This window comes from Saccharothrix carnea (assembly GCF_003014735.1).
Taxonomy (GTDB): Bacteria; Actinomycetota; Actinomycetes; order Mycobacteriales; family Pseudonocardiaceae; genus Actinosynnema; species Actinosynnema carneum.
The window spans coordinates 44786-67489 of record NZ_PYAX01000015.1; the positions used below are offsets into that span (position 1 = coordinate 44786).

Consider the following 22704-nt stretch of genomic DNA (forward strand, 5'->3'; position numbering starts at 1 on the left):
GGTGGTCAGGAGCGCCACACGGGCGGGCAGAACTCCGGGTCGGCGTAGTCCGGCTTGCCGTCCGGGGTGCGCCGCACGAGGGAGTCGTGGTTGTAGAAGGCCAGGTTGCCATCGGACAGGGGGAACTCGCGGTAGGCGTTGTCACCGTCCTGCAGGTGCAGCGAGATGGCCTGGCGCGGCCGGGTGGAGCGGTTGGGCCCGCTGCCGTGGTAGGTCCGGCAGTGGTGGAAGCTCAGGTGTCCCTTGGGGATGATCATCGGGATCTTCCGGACCGTGGTGCCGTTGTGCTCGGCATTGGCGGTGAGCAGGTTCTCCAGGTGGTCCGGGTCACGCTCGGCGAAGTGCTTGGTGGCGCTGTCGTCCGAGCCGACCTCCTCCCAGCGGTGGCTGCCGTCGACCATGGTGATCGTGCCCAGTTCCTCGTCGCAGTCGTGGAACGGGATGAACGCGGTGAGCATCCGGTCCGACGAGGAAGACGACCAGTAGTGCTTGTCGAAGTGCCAGGGCACGACGTTCGACGGCTCCTCGGCGATCGGCGGCTTGTAGATCAGGGTCGACTGGAACACCCGGATCTCGTCGGCCTCCGCCAGCCGCGCGGCCACCGCGCCGATCAGCGGCTTGAGCAGCGCCTTGGCGATCGGGTCGCTCTCGTAGTGCACGTAGTCGTTGTGGCGCTGGACGTCGCCGTGCTCGGGCGTCCAGTAGGCCAGCCGGGGCGGGCGCGTCGGCAGCAGGCGGCTCCGCTCCCCCGCGTAGTACCGGTCGACCGCCGCGGCCAGTTCGTCGACCTCGTCGTCGGAGAACAGCTTCTTCGACAGGTACCAGCCGTGCTCGGCGTAGAACCGGACCTCGTCGTCGGTCGGGAGCAGGGCGCGCTCCCGCTCGGTCAGCGCGAACTCGTTCACGGTGCTCTCCCCTTCAGCCGGCCGTCGTGCCGGACAGCTCGCCCTGCTTCGCCTCGTACAGCGCCTTGATGTTCCCGCTGCCGAAGGTCAGCGCGCCCCGCCGCTCGATGATCTCCAGGAAGAGCGTCCGGCGCACGTGCATCGACTCGGTGAAGATCTGCAGCAACTGCCCCCAGTGGTCCCGGTCGACCAGCACGCCGAGCCGGCGCAGCTCGTCCAGCGGCGCGTCCAGGTGGCCGACCCGTTCTTCGAGCGTGTCGTAGTAGGCGCCCGGCGTGCCGAGGAACCGCACGCCCTTGTCGCCGAGCGTGCTGACCGCCTTGACGATGTCGTCGGTGCCGAACGCGACGTGCTGGACGCCCGCACCCGCGTGCCAGGTCAGGAAGTTGTCGATCTGCCCCGGCTGGCGCGCGGGGTCCGGTTCGATCAACGTGTAGGTGACGTGCCCGGACGGGCTCTGCACCACCTTGGAGAACATGCCCTGCCCACCGACCTCGACGTACTCCTCGAAGATCTGCTTGAACCCGAACACCTCGACGTAGTACCGCGCGGTCGGCTCGAGGCCGCCGACCGGCACGCAGATCGCCAGGTGGTCGATCGCGCGCAGCAGCTTGCCGTCGGTGTCCGGCTCGGGCTCGGTCACCTCGATCGCGCCGGGCAGGAACTCGCGCGGCGAGCCGTGCCGCTCGACCAGCCGGTGCGTCACGTCGGAGAAGCCGGAGACCTCGGCGACGACGACCCGCTGGTCGTCACGCCCGTGCTCGCGGGGCGGTGAGACCGGTTCGGCGCCGCGTTCGGTGAGGACGCGGTAGGCGGCACGGGCGTCGTCCACCCCGATCCCGACGACCGCCACGCCGTCACCGTGCCGTCGCACGTACTCGGTTGCCGGGTGGTCGGCGACCAGGCCGGTCGTCAGCACGACCTGGATGTCACCCTGTCGCAGCAGCAGCGAGCGCCGGCCGGGCAGCCCGGTCTCGGGGCCGCCCTGACCGCAGATCTCGAACCCGAAGGCGGTGCAGAGGTAGAACGCCGTCTGCCTCGCGTCACCCACGTATAACTCGATGTGGTCAATCCCGGAAATGTTCATCAGGCATCCCGATCACTTCCCGGAGCACGTCAGCGGCTCCCGAGACGGTGGTCATGCGGCCGTACTGACCGCTGTCGAGTTCCATGCGCACGCCGTAGCGCTGTTCGACCTGGTGCACCAGCCAGGCCAGTTCCATCGATTCGATCATCTCGGGGACGTCCTGCGCGGGCCTGCCGTCGAGGCTCGCGAGCATCGCCAGGATGTCCTCGCGGTCGGGTGGCACGCTCATCGCGCCACCCCCTGCGCGGCCTGGCGGAGCACCGAGCGGTCGCGGACCAGCTTTCCGGTGGTGGTGCGGGGCATCACGTCGAGGACCTGCAGCCGTCGCGGTCTCTTGTAGGCGGCGAGCCGTTCGGCCAGGGCCGCTTGGACGGATGACGCCGTGGCGGGCGCGTCGAGCTGCGCGTAGGCGGTGATGACGTCGTCGTGCAGCACCACGGCCGCCACCACGCCCGGCAGTTCGGCCAACGTCGCCTCCACCTCGGTCAGGTCGACCTTCAGGCCGCCGACCGACACCTGGGAGTCGAGGCGCCCCTTGACGGTGACGAGCCCGGTGCCCGGGTCGACCGCGCCCGCGTCCCTGGTGTGCAGCCAGCCGTCCGCCCACCGGTCCGGGTCGGACAGGCCGACGTACGGCGATTCCGCCCGGCTCACCAGCAGCTCGCCGTCGCGCTCGACGACCGACAGCCCGGGGGCCGGGGTGAGGGCGGGCCGGTGCTCGCCGAACAGGTCGGTGGCGATCACGCCGACCTCGGTCATCCCCCACATGTTGCCCAGCGGCACGCCGTACTTCCCGGTGAAGGCGGCGGCGGTCGCGGCGGGCACCGGCTCGCCGCCGGTGGTCATCCGCTTGAGCTGCGGCAGGGACGGCGGGTCCACCACGGACGCGAGCAGTCCGATGTGGAACGGCACGCCCAGCACCGTCGCCGGGCTCGGCTCGGCCGCGACCGCGTCCAGCACGCTGTCGCCGGTGAGCCGTTCGGGCGGCCTGACCTGGACACCGGCGTGCAGGCCGTACAGCAGGGCGCCGACCAGGCCGAGCACGTGCACCATCGAGGCCAGCACCACGATCCGCTCGCCCGGCAGCGGCACGCCGTCGATCCGGGTGTACCGCTCGATCTCGGCGACCAGGTCGGCGGCTGTGCGGCCGATCACCTTGGACGGGCCGGTGGAGCCGGAGCTGAACTGGATCACCGCGTGCGGTGTCGCGGCGGGACGACCGGGGCGGGCCGTGACGGTCTCCTCCACGTCCGCGAACGGGCTGAGCGGGCTGCTCGTGATCCGGCCCGGCTCGACCAGCACCTGGGGTGCGAGCCTGCCGAGCGCGGCGTCGACCTCGAACGCGGTGAGCCGGTGGTCGAGCAGGCTCACCTGGGCGCCGATGCGCCACCCGGCGAGCAGGTTGGCCACGTACGCGAGCGAGGGCGGCAGGCGCAGCGCGAGCGACCCGCCCGCGCGCAGCCCCGCCTCCGCCAGGCGGGCTTGCCGTTGCGCGACCAGCCGACGCAGCGCGGCCCGGTCGACCGGTCCGCCCGAATAGAGGCAGCAATCGTCGTCCGCGCCGCGCAGCAGGATCTCGTCGACCCATTCCGGACTCGCCACGAGTGTCGATCCGGCCGACGCCAGGCCTTTTGTCATCAGTTCTCCCGCCTGGTCCCGCAACGTGATTCCGAAAAAGTTGCGCCGAAGTTTCGACCAACCCGCTGACCGAGTGAGCCGAATCGTACGTCAGGGTTCACCCGACGCACCATCGGCCAATCGGCCGCGACGAATCATCAGCTTCCCCGATCAGCCCGGCCGGTCATTGATCAATGCGGCCAGCCGATCGAGGCCGCGGTCGATCCGGTCGACCGAAACGACACTGCAGGAAAGGCGCAGGGCGCGGACTTCCGAACTGTCGTCGTAGAAATGACCCATTGGTGTCCACAACACTCCGTAGTCGCGGGCGGAGCGTTCCAAGAGCGCGTCGTCGACCACGAACGGGACGGTGACCACGACGAAGAACCCGCCGGTCGGCACGGTCCACGTGACGCCCGTTCCGGGCGGGAAGCGCTCGGCCAGCCCGGCCACGAGGTGCCGCAGGTTCCGGTCGTAGAGCTGCCGCTCCGGCGCGGTCGCACCGGTGAGGCGGCAGCCGTGCGCCAGCAGCTTGCCGCCGACGACGGCCTGCGCGATCGGCGACGTGTTCACCGTCAGCATGCTCTTGATCTTGGACAACTGGTCCGCGAACAGGCCGACCACGCCATCGGCGCCGACCACCCGCTGGTCGGCGACCGCGTAGCCCACCCGTGCGCCGGGCAGCACGGACTTGGCGAAGGAGCCCAGGTAGACGACCCGTCGCCCCTCGTCCAGGGCCTTGAGCGTGGGTATCCGGTCCGCGTCGCCGTGGAACAGCCCGTAGGGGTTGTCCTCGATCAACAGGATGTCCTCCTCGGCGGCAACCTCCAGCAGCCGCCGCCGGGTCGCCACGTCCAGGCTCAACCCCGACGGGTTGGCGAAGTCGGGCACCACGTAGCACGCGCGCGGCCGGCGTCCGGCAGCGCGCTCCCGTCGGATCACCGCGACCAGGTCGTCCAGGTCGATCCCGCGCTCGCCGGTGCGCACGGGGCGCACGGGCAGGTCGACCAGCCGAGCCGCGCCGGTCAGCCCGACGTACGCGGGCGACACGGCGAGCAGGACGTCGCGCTCGTCGGCGCGCAGCGCGCGCAGCACGAGGAACATCGCCTCCTGACAACCCGCCGTGACCACCACCGATTCCGGGTCGATCGCGATGCCCTCGTCCAGCCGCAGGTTTTCCGCGACCAGTTCGTGGATGATCCCCTTGGTCCGACCGTACTGCAATACGGTGCGCCGCACCTGTTCTTCGGTACGCCCCAGTTCGTCCGCGAGATACCGGCAGAACGCGCGCAGATACCGGTGCACGTCCTCCAGGTCGAAGAACTCCTCGCTCGGCCTGCCGGCCGCCAGCGGTATCGCATCCGGATAGTGGATCGCGACCTCGTTGAGGAAATTCATCGAGTTGAGCGCCGGATCCTCCAACGCGCCGAACAACGTCCCGGTGGCGAGGTCGGCGATGTTCTCCGCGGTGACCGGCGGCGGGCTCACCGAAGGTCCCCCTCGGTGGCCCGGCGGCGCTCGCGAGCGGCCACGACCGCGCGCAGCAGGTCGTCCAGCTCGTCATCGGAGAGGTCGGCCAGCGCGGCGTCGCGGGCTGAGTCGTCGGGCGGGTCGGGAGTGAGTTCGGCCGACACGACCTCGGCGAGGGCCGCGATCGTGGGCGAGGTGAAGATGCGGTCCATCGGCAGGGTGACGCCGTAGAGGTCGGCGATCCGGGCGGCGAACCGGACCGCGGTCAACGACCCGCTGCCGCGACCGAACAGGTTGTCGTGCGGGCCGATCGGCTCGGTGGTGCGCAGGAGCTCGGCCCAGATCCCGGCCATGGTCTCCTCGATCCGGCCACGCGACGGCACCGGGTTCTCGTCCGCCTCGGACTCCGGCGCCGCGGTGACGGTCCTGACCGCGCCATTCGACGACGGTCCGGTCACCGCGGACCAGTCCCCCTCAGGAGTCGGTACCGGCAGCTCCGCCACCGCGGTGTCCGCGGCCGCGTGCTCCAGCACGGCCACCACCGACCGCAGCAACCAGGCGGCGAACCCCGGGTCGGTGCGGTGCTCCAGGGTCAGGGCGCCGCTCTCGTCCGCACGCAGGTCGAGGTCGGCTTCGGCGGTGCCCGTCAGGACGACGTGGCGCCGCACGGTCACACCGGGCAGGTCGAGCGCCGGCGCGGCAGGCGGCCCGGAGGTGAACCGCGGCGCGGACAGGTCGACCCCCAGTTCCCCGGCGAGCTTCGCCAGCGGGACCTCGTCGTGCGACAACGCGTGCGCCGTGGCGTCCCGCACCCGGACGAGCAGGTCACCGAACGCCGGTTCGCCCGCCAGGGACACCCGGACGGGGACCGCGTCGGCGAACGGGCCCGCGATGGGCTCCAGCTCCACGCGCACGCGACCGCTCACCGGGACCTCGACCACGAGGTCGTCCCGCCGGGCGTACCGGGCCAGCACCACGGCGTACGCGGCGAGGAACGCCGTGGACAGGGTGGCTCCGACACCGCCCGCCACGTCGACCAGTCGTCGGACCGCGGCGGGGTCGACCGCCGCCGTCACCCGCGCGGCACGATGTCCGGCCGGGAGCCGCACCGGCGCGGGCGCGTCGCGCAACACCTCGCGCCAGTGCTCCAGCCGGCGCACCAGCTCCTCGCCGTCCAACCGCTCGCGCTGCCACACGGCGTAGTCCCCGTAGTCCATCCACGACCGCGGCAGCGCGGACAGTCCTTCGCGGTACACAGTGGACAGATCGGCGATCAGCATCACCAGTGCCGAGCCGTCGACGACGACCCGGTGCGCCACCAGCACGAACAGGAACCGGTCCGTGCCGACCTCGATCACGGCGGCCCTCAGCAACGGGTCGCGGGCGAGGTCGAACGGCCGCTCGACCAGCGCCGCGGCGACCGACTCGGCCCGCTCTACGTCGTCGGGCAGGACGACGTGCTCGACCACCACGCCACCCGCCTCCGAGACGACCTGCTCGCCGGAGGCGGTGACGCGGGTCCGGAGCGTCGAGTGCCGCGCGACCACGACGTCCATCGCCCGTTGCAGCGCGACGGGATCGACCGGACCGTCCAGCCAGGTCGCGTGGGACAGGGGTTCGGGCAGGGACAGCGCGTGCGCCTGCGCGAACGACAGCGGATACCGCACGAACTACCTCCCGTGGGGCGCGTCCGCCAGAACCCGTTGCCGCATGAGGAACTTGCGCACCTTCCCGGTCGGCCCGACCGTCAGCTGCGCGTCGGGCACGACGTCGACCCGGCGCAGCGTGCGCGCCACCGCCTCACCGACCGCGGCGCGGACCTCCTCGCCCCGGTCCAGCGCGGGGTCGGCGCCCTCGTGCAGCACCAGCAGCACGTCGGTGATCGGCGGACCGTCCTCCCGCCTGGTCGCCAGGACCGTGCAGTCGCGGACGTCCGGGCACCGGGCGAGGATGCGCTCCTCGGTCAACGCGGTGTAGAGCCAGTCACCGTCGCCGAGGTCGACCGCGTCGTTGGCCCGGTCGAGGTGGTAGTAGTAACCCTCCTCGTCCCGGTACATCAGGTCACCGGTCAGGTAGTAGCCGTTGAGGCGGTTGCGGTAGGTGGCGGTCGAGTCGTTCCAGTAGCCGGGCGCGAGGGTCGGCGACTTGAGCCCGCACTGTCCGACCTGGCCGACCGGCACCTCCTCGCCCGTCGTCACGTCCAGCAGCGCCACGTCCGCGAACGGGTACGGCTTGCCGACGCAGCGGTCGTAGCGGTCGCTGCCCAGCCGGTGGCTCATGGCGAACGCGGCGTGGCCCATCTCGGTCGAGCCGAGCGTGTCGATGAACTTCGAGCCCGGCACGTCGACCACGCCGTCCGGCGTCCACACGGGGTGGCTGCCGACCGCGACGAGCTTGCGGATGTGCGCCTCGTGCGCGCAGTCCCCGGTGCTGGACCAGTTGCGCACCGAGCTCAGGTCGCGCCGGGTCAGGTCGAACCGCGCCAGCTCCGCCCAGGTGACCGCGAAGCCGAACACCCCGGTCGGCCGCCACCGCTCGATGGCGTCCAGGACCACCTCGCCGCTGTGCTCGAACGGCCCTCCCTGCCCGGACAGGCACAGCAGCTCGTACCCGTTGCACAGCGCCTGGTTCACCACGATGATCCCGGCGGCGTGCGCGGCGGGCAGCACGGACAGCTCGCGCACCTGCCCGTACGGCCTGGCTTCGGTGAGCCGCACCGCGCGCACCGCGGCGAACAGGCTGTGGTGCGAGTGCACGACCGGCGTCGGCATCCGGGTGGTGCCCGACGAGTGCGTGATCGCCACGGGGTCGTCGCCGTGGTGGCGGTACGGCGGGGGTGCCTGGGCGGGATCACCGGTGCCGGTCTCCGCCGCGTCACCCAGGACCGGCACGCCCAGTTCGTGCTCCCGCAGCGCGGCGTGGTCGGCGTCTACCACCACACCGACGCCGCGCAGCCTGCGGACGAACTCCGCGGCGACCTCGATGGGCATGCTCCCGTTCATCAGCGCCGGGATCGCGCCGAGGTGGTTGAGCGCGAAGAAGTTGAGGAACACGTCGGCCGCCGACGTGACGAACAAGGCGACGGGGTCGCGTCGGCCGATCCCCTTGCGGGCGAACCAGTCCGCGCGCGCCGCGACCCGTTCGGCCAGGTCGCGCAGCGACAGCGGCGTCCACGCGGGTATGCCGTCCACGTCGACGTCGAAGGTCATCCGCGGGGCGTCCAGGTCGGCGCCGTGCTCCAGCAGCATGGGCAGCACGTTGCCCGCGCCGACCCGCATGTCCTGCGCCAGCGCGGTGCGCAGGTTCGCCCGACTCATCAGACCTCCCGGTTTGCGGAGAACAGTGGACCACCGAACGGATGTCACCAAGTCGGGTTCCCGCATCGGCGGCGGTGGGGCTGTGGCGCTTCGCGGACTGCGGCGACGAGCACCGGTCTCGTGAACCTGGCGATCGCGGGCGCGGACGTGTGCTCCGAGACTAGGTTCGCGATTCCCCTGTGGCAATCAGGCTTTCGGACGTGTCCGAAGTCGGTGCGGGAGACTTCGGGTTCCCGGCGAGGCGGGCCGGGGTTCCGACACCGAGGCGGGCCGAGATCGCGGCGCCGATCCGCGCGACCGGCGCCGGCAGCAGCATGTGCTCGTGCAGGCAGTCCACTTCGACGACGTCGACCGGTCCGCTCACGCAGTCGTCCCACGAGCCCACCTTCGCCTCGGTGGTCCGCTCGTCCTCGGTGGCGGACAGGAACAGCACCGGGCAGCGGACCCGGCCGGGGCGATGGCGTTGTGCCACCGCGAGGTTGTTCCTGATCACGTGCGGCAGGGCGAGCAGTTGGCGGTCCGGCCACTCGTGCAGCCCCAAGCCCGGCCGACCGCGGACCACCTCCAGCATCCGGCGCACCGGGTCGGGGTCGTCCGGCTCGACCACCGGCTGGTAGCCGAACTCGCGGAGCACGAAGTCGCACACCAGCCACAGGTTGTCGTCGGCCACGCTGAGGCTGTTCGGCAGGCCGGGCATCGTGTCGCCGAGGACGAGCAGGCCGACCTCGTGGCCGCGCCGCTCCAGTTCCTCGGCGATCGCGTGCGCCACGTTGCCGCCGATCGACCACCCGAACAGGTGGTAGGGGCCTTGTGGCTGGGTGATCCTGATCCGGTCGGCGAAGTCCCGCGCCGCCTCGGCCAGGTCGACCGGCAGCGGCTCGGGCCTGCGCAGCCCGCGCAGTTGCAGGCCGTACACCGGGTGCTCGGGGGCGAGGTGCGGCAGCAGCGCGAGGTAGCACCAGCTCGCACCCACCAAGGGCGGCGCGCAGAACAGCGCGGGGCCGGTACCGCCTTCCCGCAGCGGCAGCACCAGGTCCAGCACGCCACCCGCGCGGCGGATGTCGGCCCGCCGCTGTCTGGCCCACGCGAACTCCTCGGCCGCCGGCAGCGCCTTCACCCTGGACCCGTCCACCGCACCGTCCTCCCGCTCGCGTGTGGTCACGTGCCGGACGCCAACTCGACCAGGTGGGCGGCAGCAGCCGCCGCGCCACCGGCGGCGGCGAACTCCGCCCCGATCCGACGGGCGTGGCGCCGGTAGTCCGGCTCGTCGAGCACCGCCCGCACGGCGGCGTCCAGTTCGGCCACCGTGACGTCCAGGATCGACACCTCGATGCCCGCGCCCGACCGGGCGACCTGCCGCGCCAGCGCCACCTGCTCGGCCCGGACCGGCGCGACGACCATCGGGACCCCGAAGGTGAGCGCTTCGTTGACGGCACCACCGGCGTGGCACACCACCGCGTCCAGCTTCGGCATCAGGTCGAGCATCGGCACCAGCTCGGCGGTGATGGCGTTGTCCGGGAAGGACTCCGCGGCCACGCCGGAGGTCACGAAGACCGCCTGCACCTCGTCCGCCATGGGTGCGAGCACCGCCGCGGCCCGGTCGTAGAAGTCGCCGATCATGTGGCCGACCAGCGTGCCGACCGTGACCAGCACGTGCCTGCGGTCGGGATCCCAGAGGTGCCAGGGGAAATCGGGTGCGTTCGGCCTGGTGCCCAGCGCCGCGCCGGTGAGCACGCAGCGGTCCGGCAGCACGGCGTCGCCCACGAGTCCGGGCGTCATCAGGGCGATCACCAGGTGCGGCGAGAACCGGGGGTCGATCGGCTCGTCGGACAGGCCCGCCATCGCCACTGCCTGCGCCATCTTGTCGGCCAGGTAGTCCTCGAACCCGACGAGGTCCGCCGGCGGGGTCAGCTCCAGCGTGCCGGTGCACAGGGTCGCCCACGGCACGCCGTGCCGGTGCGCCACCAACGCGCCGGCCAGCGCGTACTGCTCGGTGACGACGACATCCGGCTTGTGCTCCAGCACCGCCTCGTCGACGGGGCCGAGGGTGAAGCGGGTGAACGGGATCAGGTACCCGTCCCACATCGCCCGCACCCCGGCCATCCCCGCCTCGTCGTAGCGGCGGTAGGCCCGTGCGCCGGTGGGGTGCACCGTCGCGTCCGGACCGACCAGCGGGCGCAGCACGTTCTCCGGACCGCACCAGACGACTTCGTGACCCGCGCGGGCGAGTTCCTGCCCGATCGCGAGCATGGGGTAGAGGTGGCCTTGCAGCGGCAGTACGACCAGCAGAAACCGCGACACCGCAACATGGTGGCACACATTGACGTTCCCCGGAACGGCGTGGTGGGATCCCGAAGGTGACCGCTCTCGACGCGGTGTCGGTGTACACACCGGCTTTCCGCGTTCCCATCGAGGACTTGGCCGACCCGCTCGACCTGACCGACATCCAGGTCAGGCTCTTCCGGCGGTTCCACGGACTCGACCAGGTCCGGTTCGCCCCGGACCGGTCGCCCGCCGAGCTGTTGCGCGCCGCCGTCGAAGGGCTCGCCGGGCTGCGCGGCCAGGAGCACCGCGTCCGGTACGTCGTCCACGGCCGGGCGATGCCGGTCGTCGTGCCGTACCCGCACAACCCGCTGCACGACGTCTGCCGTCAGTTGGGACTCGGTCACGCGCTGGCTTTCACCGTCACGCAACAGAGTTGCGCGAGCGGGCTGCTGGCGGTCGAGCTGGCCGGTCGGTTGCTCGCCGGTGATCCGCACGAGGACGCCCTGGCGCTGGTGCTGACGGGCGAGAAGGCGTTCACCCGCCACGCGCGGCTGATCCCGGGCACGTCGCTGTTCGGCGAGGGCGCGTCCGCGTGCCTGGTGAGCGCCGACGGGCCGCGCGACCGGATGTTGTCCTTCGTGTGCGCGCAACGCGGCGAGTTCGACGGCGAGTACGGCGATCGCGAGGAAGAGTTCCAGCGCCAGTACCGCCCGTCGCTGGCCGAGGTGATCAACCGGGCCGTCGCCGACGCGGGGCTCGCCCTGGACGACATCCGGTTGGTCCTGCCGCACAACGTCAACGTCGTGACCTGGCAACGCCTCTGCTCGCTCATGGACTTCCCCGTGCAGCGCGTGCTGCTGTCGAACGTGCCCGACAACGGGCACCTGTTCTGCACCGACGCGTTCGCCAACTACCGCACCGCCCGGGAGCGCGACCTGCTCCGCGAGGGCGACCACTACCTCGTCGCGACCGTCGGCGCCGGAGCCGGGGCGACGTTCTCCGCGATGGTGTTCCAGCACTGATACCCCGTCCCACCCAGGAGGCCGACATGACCGCACCCGACGCCCAGGTCGACAGCGCATTACGGGACCGCGTGGTAGAGGCCATGACCACCGTCCTCAAGCGGCTGGTCGAGCGCGAGGAGCCGATCACCGAGGACATGCACATGGCCGACGAGTTGGGGGTCAGCTCGTCGCTGGGGTTGGAGCTGCTGCTGGAGGTGGAGGAGCAGCTCGGCATCCAGATCGACGTGGAGCGGATGCGCCCGGACGAGCTGCTGACCGTGGGCGAGCTGGCCACGTTCATCGCCGGCCACAGCCGGCCCTGGTGATGCGCCTGGTCCGCGCCGGGCGCAGGGCGTTCACCGGCAACGCCGACGTCCTCGCCGACGACGACCACCGCGCGCAGGTGACCGACTACTTCGCGGACCTGGTCCGGCCCTTCGGCGCCGGACCCGTCACCGACCTGTCCGGCCAGTCGTACGGCGAGATGGCCAAGGCGTTGGTGGCGGAGGTCGTGCCCGCGGCGGAGCCGGTCGACCTGCTGGTGCTGGCGTTCTCGATCCACGACGTGTGGCCGGGCCGGGCGACCGCGACCTACCTCAGCCACGTCTGCCCCGGCACCCCGATGTCGTTCGCCGTCTGCGACCAGGGCAGCGCGTCGCCGTTCACCGGGTTGCGCGTCATCGGCGACTACGGCGTGCGGCGAGCTCTGCTGGTCGTGGTCGAACAGGGTGCGCTGCCGTACGAGTCCGCGGCGGCGACACCGTTGGCACACCGTGGCGTGGCCATGCTCTACGAAGAGGGGGCGGGCACTCGGGCGACCGAGGTCCGCCAGTACCCCGACGTGGTGCCGGAGGCCGTGCCCGAGCTGGCTCGCCGCGGGGTGGCCGAGCTGTCGACCGGCCACCCCGGCGCACGGGTCGTGCTGAGCGACTCGCTCGCCGCGGTGTGGCCGGACCACCCGGACCACACCCGGGTGCCGGCCGGGCAGCCCATGACGGGGGTGTGGTGGCACCTGGCCGGTGCGTCCGAGGACGCGGTGCTGGTGGGCGACTACGACCGGGACCTGCGCTACCTCTGCTTCGCCGTGGTCGCGGCCGATCAGTCCTCAGTGGACTGATCGGCCGCCCCTCGGTCAGGCGCCGGTGACGGCCTCTCTGGGTCGTGCGCCGGTCGGCACGTCCGGGTGGAACGCGGCTTCGATGGCGACCTCCTCCACCGCGTGCAGCATCGCTTCCACCTGCTCGGCCGGGAAGACCTCGGTGTCGCTGACCACCTGGAGGTACACGGTGTCCGGGTGGTCCTCGATGTTGACGAACAGCTGGTCGGTCCACCGGTAGACGAACTTGTGCCACTTGACGTACGTCTCGGGCAGCCTCGCCCTGATCTCGTCCTCGGTGAGGGGTGGGGCGTCCGCCACCGCGTCGGCACGGGCCCTGGTGCTGAACCGCCGGTCGTTGATCCGGCAGGTGATCCGGGCCGGGTAGCCGCGTTCGGCGTCCAAGCGCGCGGCCAGCTCCGCCAGCTGGTCGGGGTCGTAGTAGGCGTTCATCAGGGCCGCGGTCGTGGCCTGGCGCGCCTGCGCGATCACGTCGTCGACCGTGCCGTCGAGGTCGAGGGTGAGCACGGCGTTCTGGACCACCGAGCCGATGACGTCGGCCAACCCGGGCCGGTACCGGTTGCCCGCGGCCACGTGCAGGGTCAGCGGGTTGACGCCGGTCGTCCGGGCGATGGCGGTGGCGATCACCGCGAGCAGCACCCGCCCGGTGTCCGTGCGGGTCCGCCGGGCGGCCTCGACCACGGCCAGGTACGCGGCCCGCGACTGGAACCGCACGTTCCGGCAGCGCCGCCCCGCCTCGTAGTCCGGCGCACCCGACTCGCCGAACGTCAGCGGTGGCAGGGAACGGAGGTGGGTTTCCCAGTAGCGCATGGCCCGGTCGCTGACCCGCCGCAGCTCCGGCGTCGCCTCCCGGCGGGCCAGGTCGGCCAGCCGCACCGCGTCCGGGTCCACCGGGCGGCCGACCAGCTCGCCGAGGTCGAGGTCGGTCATGAGCAGCAACCCGCCCACTCCGTCTACGACCAGGTGGCCGAGGGTGAGCACCAGGTACACGGCCTCGCCCCGGTACTGCATCACGCCCATGCGCAGCGGCCACGGGGTGTGCTCCTCCAGCGGTGCCGCCATCCACTTGAGCCACAGCCGGTTGCCGTGGTCGACGGCGTCGGTGCGGTCGAGGTGGTCGGCGAAGGTCATGACCTCCAGCTCGATCTCCCCGGAGCCGTGCACCACCTGGCACGGCTCGCCCTCGTCGTCGGTACCGAACCGCGTCCGCAGCGCGGGGTGCTTGCTCATCAACCGGCTCAGGCGTTCGGCGACGTCGGCGACGGTGAGGCCCTCCGGCAGGTGGTGCGCGCCGCTGATGTTGTAGGTCCAGTCGCTGGTGCGCATGTCCTGGAGGATGGTCTTCTGGCCCCAGGACAGCGGAGCGGTTCCCGCGCCGGGCCCGGAGAACGACACGGTGAGGCGGGAGCTGACGATCCGTTCACCCATCGGCACTCCCGAAGATCACGCTCACGTTGTGGCCACCGAAGCCGAACGAGTTGGACATGACCGCGTCGACCCGGGCCGCCAGCGCCTCGCCTCGGACGTGGTTGAGGTCGCAGGCCGGGTCGGGATCGTCCAGGTTGTGGGTCGGCGGGAGCAGTCCCTTGCGCATGGCCACGATGCCGATCGCCGCCTCGACCACACCGGAGGCGCCGAGCATGTGCCCGGTGACCCCCTTGGTCGAGCTGACCGGCGGCATGGCGTCGCCGTACACGCTCCGGATCGCCGCCGACTCGGCGGAATCGCCCGCTTTCGTGCCCGTGCCGTGCGCGTTGAGGTAGTCGATGTCGCCTGTGGACAGTCCGGCATCCCGAAGTGCGATCCGCATGCTCTCCGCCGCGCTGGAACCGTCCGGCCGGGGCGTGGTCGGGTGGTGCGCGTCGCTCGTCGCACCCCAGCCGAGCACGTCGGCGTGCACCGCCGCGCCACGCGCCCGCGCGAATTCGGGCCGCTCCAGCACCAGCACACCGGCACCCTCGCCGAGCACGAAGCCGTTGCGGCGCCGGTCGAACGGGCGGCTCGCGGTGGTCGGGTCGGGCCAGCCGCGGGCCAGGGCGAGCGCGTTGCCGAAGGCGTCGGCGAACGTCGGGAACAGCGGCGCTTCGGTGCACCCGCACACCACGACGTCCGCTTCGCCCGACCGGAGGATGCGCATCGCCTCGCCGATGGACTGCCCACCGGCGGCGCACGCCGTGCCGGACGACGACGTGTACCCCCGGATGCCGAACTTGATGGCGACCCGCGCCGCCGCCATGTTGGGCAGCACACCGGGCAGCAGCAACGGACTGACGCCCAGACGGCCGCGCCGGGACCGCTCCACCGCCTGTTCGGCGAGCGTCGCGAGCCCACCGACCCCGGAGAGCACGACCGCGACGCGGTAGGGGTCGACATCCCGTCCGATCTCGATGCCGGCGTCGGCCAAGGCGTCGTCCGCGGCCCGCACCGCCATCACGATCGAGCGGTCGACGACCCGCGCTTCCTTCGGCGGCAGAACGCTTTCCGGGTCGATGACCGGCCCGATCGCGGCCGCGTCGAGCACACCGTGCAGCGGGTGGTCCTCCGGCGGGCGCACGACCGCGGACCGACCGGCGCACACCGCCCCGAAGACCTCCTCGACCGCGGTGCCGACCGGGCTGACCAGCCCGATCCCCGTCACGGCGGCGCTTGCGCTCACGTCGCCGTGGCGGTCTGCGCGCGCCGGGCCACCTCGGCGCAGAACTCGCCGACCGTCATGGCGGCGAACCGCTCGGCCTCGTCCTCGTCGAACCGGACGCCGTAGTGGTCCTCCACCCGCAGCGAGAGCTCGGCCAGGGCGAGCGATTCGAGGTCGGCGCCCGCCGGGCCGAGCACCGTGTCGTCGTCCATGTCGGCGGTGCTGTACTTCATGACCGTCAACGAGTCGAAAAGGAACTGGCGGATCTCGGATTCCATGGCGGAACTTCCCCTCTCCGGGAGGTCAACCGGAATCTGCACCACGAGGGTCGAGGCCGTCAAGTGCAAGCACATCACCGAATACGGGCTATGGACCGGTTCCCGAACAGACCGCAGAATGTGCGCCATGCCCTCGGCGATGCTGGATCTCGTGACGCACGGAGAGGCGCCGCCGCGGTCCCCTGCCGTCCACCTCGTCGGCGGGCAGACGGTGTCGTACGGCGACTTGGCCGCTCTTGTCGGCGAAGCGGAGCGGTCCCTGCGCCACGACACCAAGGCGTTGGTGCTGTGCGCGGGAGATCGCGACCTGTCCACGCTGCTGACCTACCTGGCCGCGCTGCGGCTCGGCCACACGGTCGCATTCCTGCCCGCCTCGTCCGAAATAGTTTCGAAGTACCAGCCGGAATTCGTCGTGCCGGGCCCCGGTGGCGGCTCGGACTTGGCCGCCCTCGGTTACGTGCCCGGCGAGATGGTGGGAGGTTCGCACGTCTTCCGCCGGCGTTCGGCGCAACCGGCGGGCGACATCTTCCCGGACACGGCGCTGCTGCTGTCGACTTCCGGAACGACGGGGAGCCCCAAAGCGGTGCGGTTGTCGTACGACGGGGTGGCCGACAACGCCGCCGCGATCGTCCGCGTGCTGGGCGTCACGGCCGCCGAGCGCGCGCCGACGACGTTACCGATCACCCATGCCTATGGCTTATCGGTGGTGAACAGCCACCTGAGCGCGGGCGCGAGCATCGTGCTGACCGACCGGTCGCCGTTGTCGTTGGCGCTGTGGGACCACGTGACCAGGGCGGGCGCCACCTCGTTCGCGGCTGTGCCGACGACCTACGCGGCGTTCGGCCCCGCGCACCTGAAGCTGTTGGAACACACCGACATCCGCACGATGACCCAGTCGGGCGCACGTCTCGGCGACGAGCTGACGATGCGGCTGGTGCGGATGATGCAGCGGCGGCAGGGCCGGTTCTTCCCCATGTACGGCCAGACCGAGGCCACCTCGCGGATCACGTGCCTCGACCCGGACGCCCTCCCGGACCGCCTCGGCTCGGTCGGGACGGCGGTGCCCGGCGGCGTCATCACCATCGCGCCCGTCGAGGCGCACGACCGGGCCGCACCCGGCGAGGGCGCCGTGCACTACCGCGGCCCGGGCGTGATGCTCGGCTACGCGACCGGTCGCGACGACCTCGGCCGCGGCCCCGAAGTGGACGTCCTGGACACGGGCGACCTCGGGTACCTGCGCGACGGCTACCTCTACCTGACCGGGCGCACCAAGCGGATCGCCAAGGTGCTCGGCGTCCGCACGAGCCTGGACGACCTGGAGCGCCTGGTCGAGCGGTCCGACCACCCGTCCGCCGTGGTCTGCCGCGACGACGTGGTGTACCTGTTCGGCGCGGGCGGCCCGGACGTGCACGAGCAGCAGCGGCGGCGATTGGCCGAGGCGCTGGGTGTGCCGAGCCGGCACGTGGCGGTCCGCCACGTCGACCGCCTGCCCCAGACGCCCGGCGGCAAGGTCGACTACCGGGCGCTGACGGCGGCCGTGGACACCCAGGAGGTCGGGCCGTGGATCTGACGCACTGGCGACAGCTGTCCGATCGCGGACCCGACCTCGTGCTGTGCCTCGACTTCCCCGGTGGACGGGCCGCGGCGGGGTTCGCGGACCTGGCGTCCGGTGTTCCGGTGGACGCCTCCTTCCTGCACATCGCCCAACCGGGCTCGGGGCCGCTCGACGCGTGCGTCGACCGCTGGGTGGCGGACGCGGCGGCGACCGGCCGACCGGTGCGCGCGGTGCTGGGGTACTGCGCCGGGGCGTCGCTGGCCACCTGCGTCGCCGACGCCGTCGCCGAGTCGGCACCCGCGCCGGTGACCGTGCTCTTCGACGCCGCGGCGACCACGGCCGGTTCGCTGGGCCACCAGTTCACGTCCACCATCGAGACCTCCGCGGACCACCTGACCGCCGAGGAGCTGGACGACGCGCGTGCCCTGGCGGACGCGCTGGTCGAGGCGCACCCGGACGACTTGCCCCGCATCGCCGCGTCCCTGGTCGACCGGTACGACGCGCTGATGGGCGAGGTTGCCGCCCGGCTGTCGCTCAACCAGTTCTTCCGGCAGCAGCTCACCGGCGGGTTCACCGCCTACGTGGACTACATGCTGCTCGCCGCCCAGGGCAGGTTCGACACGCGCTCCGGGACACCGCTGTTCGTGTCCTCGAAGGACCACGAGCCGCCCGTGGACGACGTCCGCCGCCTCGCGCTGGACTTCGACCACGCCGACCTGCTGCGCGAGCCCGCGGTGCACGACCTCGTCGCCGAACTGCTGATAGGAGAGCGCCCGTGGTGAACGTGGCCGAGATAGCCGACGTCCTGTCCGCGCACCCCGGTGTGAACCGGGCCGAGGTCGCCGTCGTGCGCCACGACGGGCGTGACGTCACGGTCGCCGCCGTCGAGCTGACCGAGTACCTGAGCGGACCGGTGCTGCGCAACCACGTGCACCAACAGCTGGGCGAGGACTGCGGGCTCAACGGGGTGCTCGTCGTGGACCAGGTCCCGATGGCGGACGGCGCGGTGGACGCCGGGCAGCTGGCGGCGGCCGTCGCGGACGGCCGGTGCACCCTGTTCGAGGACCCGCGCGACGACGTCGAACGGCGGGTGGCGGCGATCTGGTCGGCGCAGATGGACGTGCGGCCGGTCGGCGCGACCGACGACTTCCTGGAGCTGGGCGGCGATTCGCTGTCCGCGCTGGGCATCATCGCCGCGCTCGAGGCGGAGTTCGACCGGCCGCTGGACGTGTACGAGTTCATGAGCGCGTCCAGCGTCCGGCGGCTGGCCGAGATGCTGCGGTAGCGATGACCCTCCCCGTGCACCGGCGGATCGCCGACATCGCCCGCGCCGAACCCGGTCGGACGGCCCTGATCGGGTTCGACGCCGACCTGGCCGAGCAGACCCTGTCGTGGGGGGAGCTCGCCGAGTCGGTGGAGGACGCGGCGGCCGCGCTGCGGGCGGCGCTCGACCCGGACGTGCCGTCGTGCGTCGTCGTGGAGGCGGCCAACACCCTGGGCGCGGCGACCGGCATCGCGGCGGCGCTCGCGGCCGAGGTGCCCGTCTTCCCGCTGAACCCCGCCACCCCCGCCGCCGAGCGGGACGTCCTGCTCGGGCTGCTCGGCCGCCGGTACGGGCACGTCCACCTGATGGACGTCGGGAACCGCCCGGGACCGGCGATCGTGTCGGCCACGCCGCCGTCGACCCGGGACGGCGCCGTGGCCTACCTGCTGGCGACCGGTGCGAGCACGGGCGTGCCGAAGATCTCCGCGCGACCGGGGCCGCTGCGCTACGACCCGGCGCGGACACCGTCGCTGGTGATCCGGCAGACCGGGTGGCGCACCGGCCAGCGGCAGCTCATCGTCGGTCCGCTGTACCACGCGGCACCGTTCACCGCGTTCGTGGACGCGCTGCTGGACCTGAACACCGTGGTGCTGCAACCGTTCTTCGCCGCGCAGTGGACCGTGGACCTGGTGCGGCGGCACCGCGTCGAGTGGGTGCAGCTGACGCCGACGCACATGCGCGAGATCCTGATGCTCGCCGACGCGGACCCGGCGGCCTTCGACAGCCTGCGCGCACTCCTGCACACCGCGGCCGCCTGCGACGCGGACACCAAGCGCGGGTGGATCGACCTGCTCGGCCCCGAGCGGGTCTTCGAGCTGTACGGCGCGACCGAGGGCATCGGCGTGACGCTGGCCCGCGGCGACGAGTGGCTGGCCCGGCCGGGCACGGTCGGGCGCGGTGTCCTGACCCAGCTCCGCGTCCTGGGCGACGACGGCGCACCGGTCGCGCCGGGCGAGGCCGGCACCGTGTTCATGCGCACCCCCCAGCGGGTCGGCCGGTCCGACTACGTCAACGACCAGCTCGTCCGCACCACCCCGGACGGGTTCGCCACGGTGGGCGACCGCGGCAGGCTCGACCGCGACGGCTACCTCTACCTCGAACCCCGCGACCACGGCACGATCAACGTGGGCGGCGAGAAGGTCGACCCGAACGAGGTCGAGGCCGCGCTGCTGGCCCACCCCGCGGTGGTCGACGCCGTCGCGCTGGCCGTGCCGCACCGGACCCTCGGGTCGGTGGTCGGCGTGCAGGTGGTGCTGCGGCCCGAGGTGAGCGTCCGCAAGGCCGACCTCGCCGCGCACTGCGGTCGGCGGCTGGCCGGCTACAAGATCCCGAAGCACTTCACGTTCGTCGACCGACTCCCCCGCTCCGCGGCCGGGAAGATCCAGCGCTGGCGGCTCGCCGCCGATCACGAAGGCGGTGCGCCCACACCATGAACCCGACCGTGGACGATGTGCTCGACACCGGCTACCGGCACCCCCGCGACCCGGTGGAGCTGTGGCTGGCACGGCAGTGGCAGGAGGTCATCGGGTTCGCCGTCGGCATCCGGGAGAACTTCTTCGAGCTGGGCGGCAACTCCCTCGACGCGGCCCGGGTCGTGAACGCCGTCCTCGAAGACCTGGGCGTGCAACTGCCCCTGAACGTGATGACCGAGCACCCCACCGTGGAGAGCCTCGCCGCCCGGCTGCGCGAGCACAACGCGCAGCTGTCCGGCCCGCTGGTGGAGATCCAGCGCGGCGACGGGACGGCTCCCCCGTTGTTCCTGGTCCACCCGGCCAACGGGCAGGTCGGCCCGTACGCCGGGCTCGCCCAGGCGCTGGGCGAGGATTTCAGCGTGTTCGGGCTCCAAGCGGCCGGGCTCTACTCGGACGTCGACCCGGTCGCCTCGGTGCGGGCCATGGCGCACAGCTACGTCGAAGCCGTCCGCGCGGTGCGGCCGACCGGCCCCTACCTGCTCGGCGGATGTTCGACCGGCGCGGCGGTCGCCCACGAGATGGCCGTCCGGCTCACCGAGGAGGGAGCCGAGGTGCGGCTGCTGGCCCTGGTCGACGCCGGGCTCCTGGACACCGGACCCCGGTTCGACCAGCCGCCCGGCGACCCGGCCGCGGTCCTGGACCGGTGGAAGGAGCTCGACCTCGTGCCGTGGGACGCGACCCCCGGGTTCGTCGGGCGTGCGGCGCGCGTGTGGCAGGCGAACGAGGACGCCGTCCGCGACTGGGCACCCCGGCCGTACTCCGGTCCGCTCGACGTCCTCCTCAGCCCCTCGCACGACCGCCCGGCGTTCGCGGACTGGCCATCGGCGGTGACGCGCGAGCACACCCCGCGGGACGGGGACGTGGCCGGCGCGCTGCGCGGGTTGATCGGCGGCACGGGATGAGCACCTCGACCGACACCGGTCAGCGCAGGCGGCGCGTGCGGCTCACGCCCGTCGACGCCATCCAGGTCAGCTCCACCGGACCGCGTGCGGCCGAGGGACCCGTCACCCTCGGCCAGCTCAACACCCTGCAGTGGTTGGAGCCCGACGCCGACCACCTCGCCGCGGTCCTGCGCGTCGAACTGCCCGTGCCCGGCGGGGTGTCCGTGGACGACGTCGCCCGGACGGCCGCCGTGCTGGTGGCCAGGCACGAATCCCTGCGGACCACCTACGTCCGGGGTGAGGACGCGCGCCAGGTGGTCGCGGCGACCGGCGTGTTCACGCTCGACGTGTGCACCCTCGGCGAGGGTCCGTGGGGGCCTCGCGATCGCCCCGCAGTGGCCGTGCGGCTGCTCGCGTGGTTGCGGGAACGCGGCGACACGGCGGCCACTACGCTGCGGATGGCGGTGGCCACCGACGAGCACGGCACGGTCATCGCCTGCGTCGCGGGGTTCTCGCACATGGCCGTCGACTTCGGCTCCATCGAGGTGCTCAAGCGCGAGTTCACCGAGATGCTCGCGCACCCGGACCGCCGCCAGGTGGGCGAACCACGCCACCAGCCGCTGGACCAGGCCGAGCTGGAGGCCACCCCCGCCGAGCGACGGCGGACCCGGGCGGCGAACGACTACGTCCGGGAGTTGGCGCGGCGGCAACCCCGCTGCCTGCTCGCGCTGCCGGGGGCTGCGCCGTCCGGCGAGTCGCTGGCGGTGGAGCTGTCGTCCCCGGCCGCCGCGTTGGCCGTGCGCCAGGTGGCGGCACGCACCCGGTCCAGCCGGTCCTCCGTCGTGCTCGCCGCGACGTGCGCGGTGCTGGCGCGCCGCACCGGCTACCGCGAGCTGGTGTTCCCGTCGCTGTCGAGCAACCGCTTCGAGCGCCACCTGGTCGACTTCGTCGGTTCCCTGGCGCAGGGCAACCTCGTCGCCGTCGAGGTCGGCGACCGGAGCTTCGACGCGCTGGTCAAGCACACGTGGGCCGCGGTGCTGGAAGCGAGCAGGCACTCCAGGTACGACGGCGTCGAGCGTGGCGCCTCGGACGAGCGGATCCAGCACGAACGGGGGATGCACTTCCTCTACGACCCGTTGTTCAACAGCCTCGTGCCCGAGTCGTGGTCCGGGGTCACCGCGGGCGTCAAGCACCGGCCGGAGGAGATCGCCGCCGCGCTGCGGCAGACGCAACTGCGGGCGCGTCCGGTGCCCCGCAACGGGACGCCGCTGCGGTTCGGCCTGGAGGAGGTGGACGGCCGGGTCCGGCTCGACGCGTGGAGCGCGGACACCGGGCTGGTGCCCCGGGCCGAGATGGAGTCGTTGTTGCTGGCCGTCGAGCGCCTGCTGGTCGCCGCGGCCGAGGGTGACCTCGACGCGTCGCGCATCCGCGAGGTCACCGGCCTGGAACCCATCACCCGCACGCCCGACTGGGTGCTGGTCGACTCGTGCTGGGTCGACCTCGCCGAGGTGCAACAGCTGCTGGACGAAGCCCTGGCGCCTTCCACGGCCCGCGTCTTCGGCTCGGTCGACGGCCGCGAGCTGGTCGCCTACCTGACCGCCACCGACGCCGTGCGGACACCCGAACAGGCCCATGCCCGTTGCCTGGCCGCGCTACCCGACCACCTCAACGCCCTCGCCCCACGCCACTACGTCCTGTGCCCCACCGCCCCGCCGGACACGACGGACCCCGCCGCGTGGCCGGCACCCCTCGCCACCGGCACCGGGCGGTGATCCCG

21 protein-coding genes are annotated in these 22704 nt (G+C 72.3%); 9 read left to right on the forward strand and 12 right to left on the reverse strand.

The features are described from left to right. Nucleotides 1-5 precede the first annotated feature (5 nt). The 9 genes from B0I31_RS32670 to B0I31_RS32710 all read right to left on the reverse strand — a co-directional run bounded on the left by B0I31_RS32670 (nt 6) and on the right by B0I31_RS32710 (nt 10697). Nucleotides 6-905 (reverse strand): phytanoyl-CoA dioxygenase family protein, encoded by a 900-nt coding sequence (locus tag B0I31_RS32670; RefSeq protein ID WP_106619252.1) that lies wholly within the window; start codon nt 903-905, stop codon nt 6-8. A gap of 13 nt (nt 906-918) precedes the next feature. After that, on the reverse strand, nt 919-1992 hold the full coding sequence (gene hppD, locus B0I31_RS32675) for a 4-hydroxyphenylpyruvate dioxygenase (RefSeq protein ID WP_106619253.1): 1074 nt from the start codon (nt 1990-1992) through the stop codon (nt 919-921). After that, nucleotides 1973-2221 (reverse strand): hypothetical protein, encoded by a 249-nt coding sequence (locus tag B0I31_RS32680; protein ID WP_181320628.1) that lies wholly within the window; start codon nt 2219-2221, stop codon nt 1973-1975. Before B0I31_RS32680 ends, hppD begins: the two co-directional genes overlap by 20 nt. Further along, nucleotides 2218-3594: a class I adenylate-forming enzyme family protein gene (locus tag B0I31_RS32685; protein ID WP_245950606.1), complete on the reverse strand. Its 1377-nt coding sequence runs from the start codon at nt 3592-3594 to the stop codon at nt 2218-2220. Before B0I31_RS32685 ends, B0I31_RS32680 begins: the two co-directional genes overlap by 4 nt. A gap of 186 nt (nt 3595-3780) precedes the next feature. Beyond that, nucleotides 3781-5097 (reverse strand): aminotransferase-like domain-containing protein, encoded by a 1317-nt coding sequence (locus B0I31_RS32690; protein ID WP_342751521.1) that lies wholly within the window; start codon nt 5095-5097, stop codon nt 3781-3783. Further along, nucleotides 5094-6746 carry a condensation domain-containing protein gene (locus tag B0I31_RS32695; protein ID WP_106619255.1) on the reverse strand — a complete coding sequence of 551 codons (1653 nt, stop codon included), beginning with the start codon at nt 6744-6746 and terminating at the stop codon, nt 5094-5096. Before B0I31_RS32695 ends, B0I31_RS32690 begins: the two co-directional genes overlap by 4 nt. A gap of 3 nt (nt 6747-6749) precedes the next feature. Continuing rightward, nucleotides 6750-8396 (reverse strand): class I adenylate-forming enzyme family protein, encoded by a 1647-nt coding sequence (locus B0I31_RS32700; protein ID WP_106619256.1) that lies wholly within the window; start codon nt 8394-8396, stop codon nt 6750-6752. Between the two features lie 160 nt (nt 8397-8556). After that, nucleotides 8557-9558, reverse strand: a complete 1002-nt coding sequence (locus B0I31_RS32705) for a thioesterase domain-containing protein (protein ID WP_106619257.1) — start codon at nt 9556-9558, stop codon at nt 8557-8559. Beyond that, a complete protein-coding gene (locus B0I31_RS32710) occupies nt 9555-10697 on the reverse strand; it encodes a glycosyltransferase (protein ID WP_106619258.1) in 1143 nt (380 codons plus the stop codon). Before B0I31_RS32710 ends, B0I31_RS32705 begins: the two co-directional genes overlap by 4 nt. A 56-nt stretch (nt 10698-10753) precedes the next feature. Here B0I31_RS32710 and B0I31_RS32715 point away from each other — a divergent pair, with 56 nt between their 5' ends. From B0I31_RS32715 to B0I31_RS32725, 3 genes are read left to right on the forward strand one after another with little or no spacing between them, the layout of a single operon-like run. Further along, a complete protein-coding gene (locus tag B0I31_RS32715; protein WP_106619259.1) occupies nt 10754-11683 on the forward strand; it encodes a 3-oxoacyl-[acyl-carrier-protein] synthase III C-terminal domain-containing protein in 930 nt (309 codons plus the stop codon). A gap of 26 nt (nt 11684-11709) precedes the next feature. Next, complete coding sequence (locus B0I31_RS32720; protein ID WP_106619260.1) at nt 11710-11991, forward strand: phosphopantetheine-binding protein; 282 nt, start codon at nt 11710-11712, stop codon at nt 11989-11991. Then, the gene (locus B0I31_RS32725) at nt 11991-12782 is read left to right on the forward strand and encodes a 2-hydroxy-acid oxidase (protein ID WP_106619261.1); all 792 of its coding nucleotides are present in this window, start codon (nt 11991-11993) and stop codon (nt 12780-12782) included. Before B0I31_RS32720 ends, B0I31_RS32725 begins: the two co-directional genes overlap by 1 nt. A 15-nt stretch (nt 12783-12797) precedes the next feature. On the opposite strand, the gene B0I31_RS32730 is transcribed toward B0I31_RS32725, so the two are convergent. The 3 genes from B0I31_RS32730 to B0I31_RS32740 are packed head-to-tail and all read right to left on the reverse strand — an operon-like array spanning nt 12798 to nt 15695. Continuing rightward, nucleotides 12798-14210 (reverse strand): condensation domain-containing protein, encoded by a 1413-nt coding sequence (locus tag B0I31_RS32730; protein ID WP_106619340.1) that lies wholly within the window; start codon nt 14208-14210, stop codon nt 12798-12800. Further along, complete coding sequence (locus B0I31_RS32735) at nt 14203-15438, reverse strand: beta-ketoacyl-[acyl-carrier-protein] synthase family protein (RefSeq protein WP_106619262.1); 1236 nt, start codon at nt 15436-15438, stop codon at nt 14203-14205. Before B0I31_RS32735 ends, B0I31_RS32730 begins: the two co-directional genes overlap by 8 nt. Further along, on the reverse strand, nt 15435-15695 hold the full coding sequence (locus B0I31_RS32740) for an acyl carrier protein (RefSeq protein WP_106619341.1): 261 nt from the start codon (nt 15693-15695) through the stop codon (nt 15435-15437). The genes B0I31_RS32735 and B0I31_RS32740 overlap by 4 nt, the downstream gene beginning before the upstream one ends. Before the next feature lie 151 nt (nt 15696-15846). Between B0I31_RS32740 and B0I31_RS32745 the strand changes: the two genes are divergently transcribed. The 6 genes from B0I31_RS32745 to B0I31_RS32770 are packed head-to-tail and all read left to right on the forward strand — an operon-like array spanning nt 15847 to nt 22699. After that, nucleotides 15847-17265 carry an AMP-binding protein gene (locus tag B0I31_RS32745; protein WP_181320631.1) on the forward strand — a complete coding sequence of 473 codons (1419 nt, stop codon included), beginning with the start codon at nt 15847-15849 and terminating at the stop codon, nt 17263-17265. After that, on the forward strand, nt 17256-18032 hold the full coding sequence (locus B0I31_RS32750; RefSeq protein WP_106619264.1) for a hypothetical protein: 777 nt from the start codon (nt 17256-17258) through the stop codon (nt 18030-18032). Before B0I31_RS32745 ends, B0I31_RS32750 begins: the two co-directional genes overlap by 10 nt. Further along, entirely contained in the window at nt 18026-18535 is a 510-nt protein-coding gene (locus B0I31_RS32755; protein WP_106619265.1) for a phosphopantetheine-binding protein, read from the forward strand. The genes B0I31_RS32750 and B0I31_RS32755 overlap by 7 nt, the downstream gene beginning before the upstream one ends. A gap of 2 nt (nt 18536-18537) precedes the next feature. Further along, the gene (locus B0I31_RS32760; RefSeq protein WP_106619266.1) at nt 18538-20007 is read left to right on the forward strand and encodes an AMP-binding protein; all 1470 of its coding nucleotides are present in this window, start codon (nt 18538-18540) and stop codon (nt 20005-20007) included. Then, the gene (locus B0I31_RS32765) at nt 20004-20948 is read left to right on the forward strand and encodes a thioesterase domain-containing protein (protein WP_106619267.1); all 945 of its coding nucleotides are present in this window, start codon (nt 20004-20006) and stop codon (nt 20946-20948) included. Before B0I31_RS32760 ends, B0I31_RS32765 begins: the two co-directional genes overlap by 4 nt. Next, complete coding sequence (locus tag B0I31_RS32770) at nt 20945-22699, forward strand: condensation domain-containing protein (protein ID WP_146174040.1); 1755 nt, start codon at nt 20945-20947, stop codon at nt 22697-22699. The genes B0I31_RS32765 and B0I31_RS32770 overlap by 4 nt, the downstream gene beginning before the upstream one ends. Nucleotides 22700-22704: the final 5 nt, after the last annotated feature.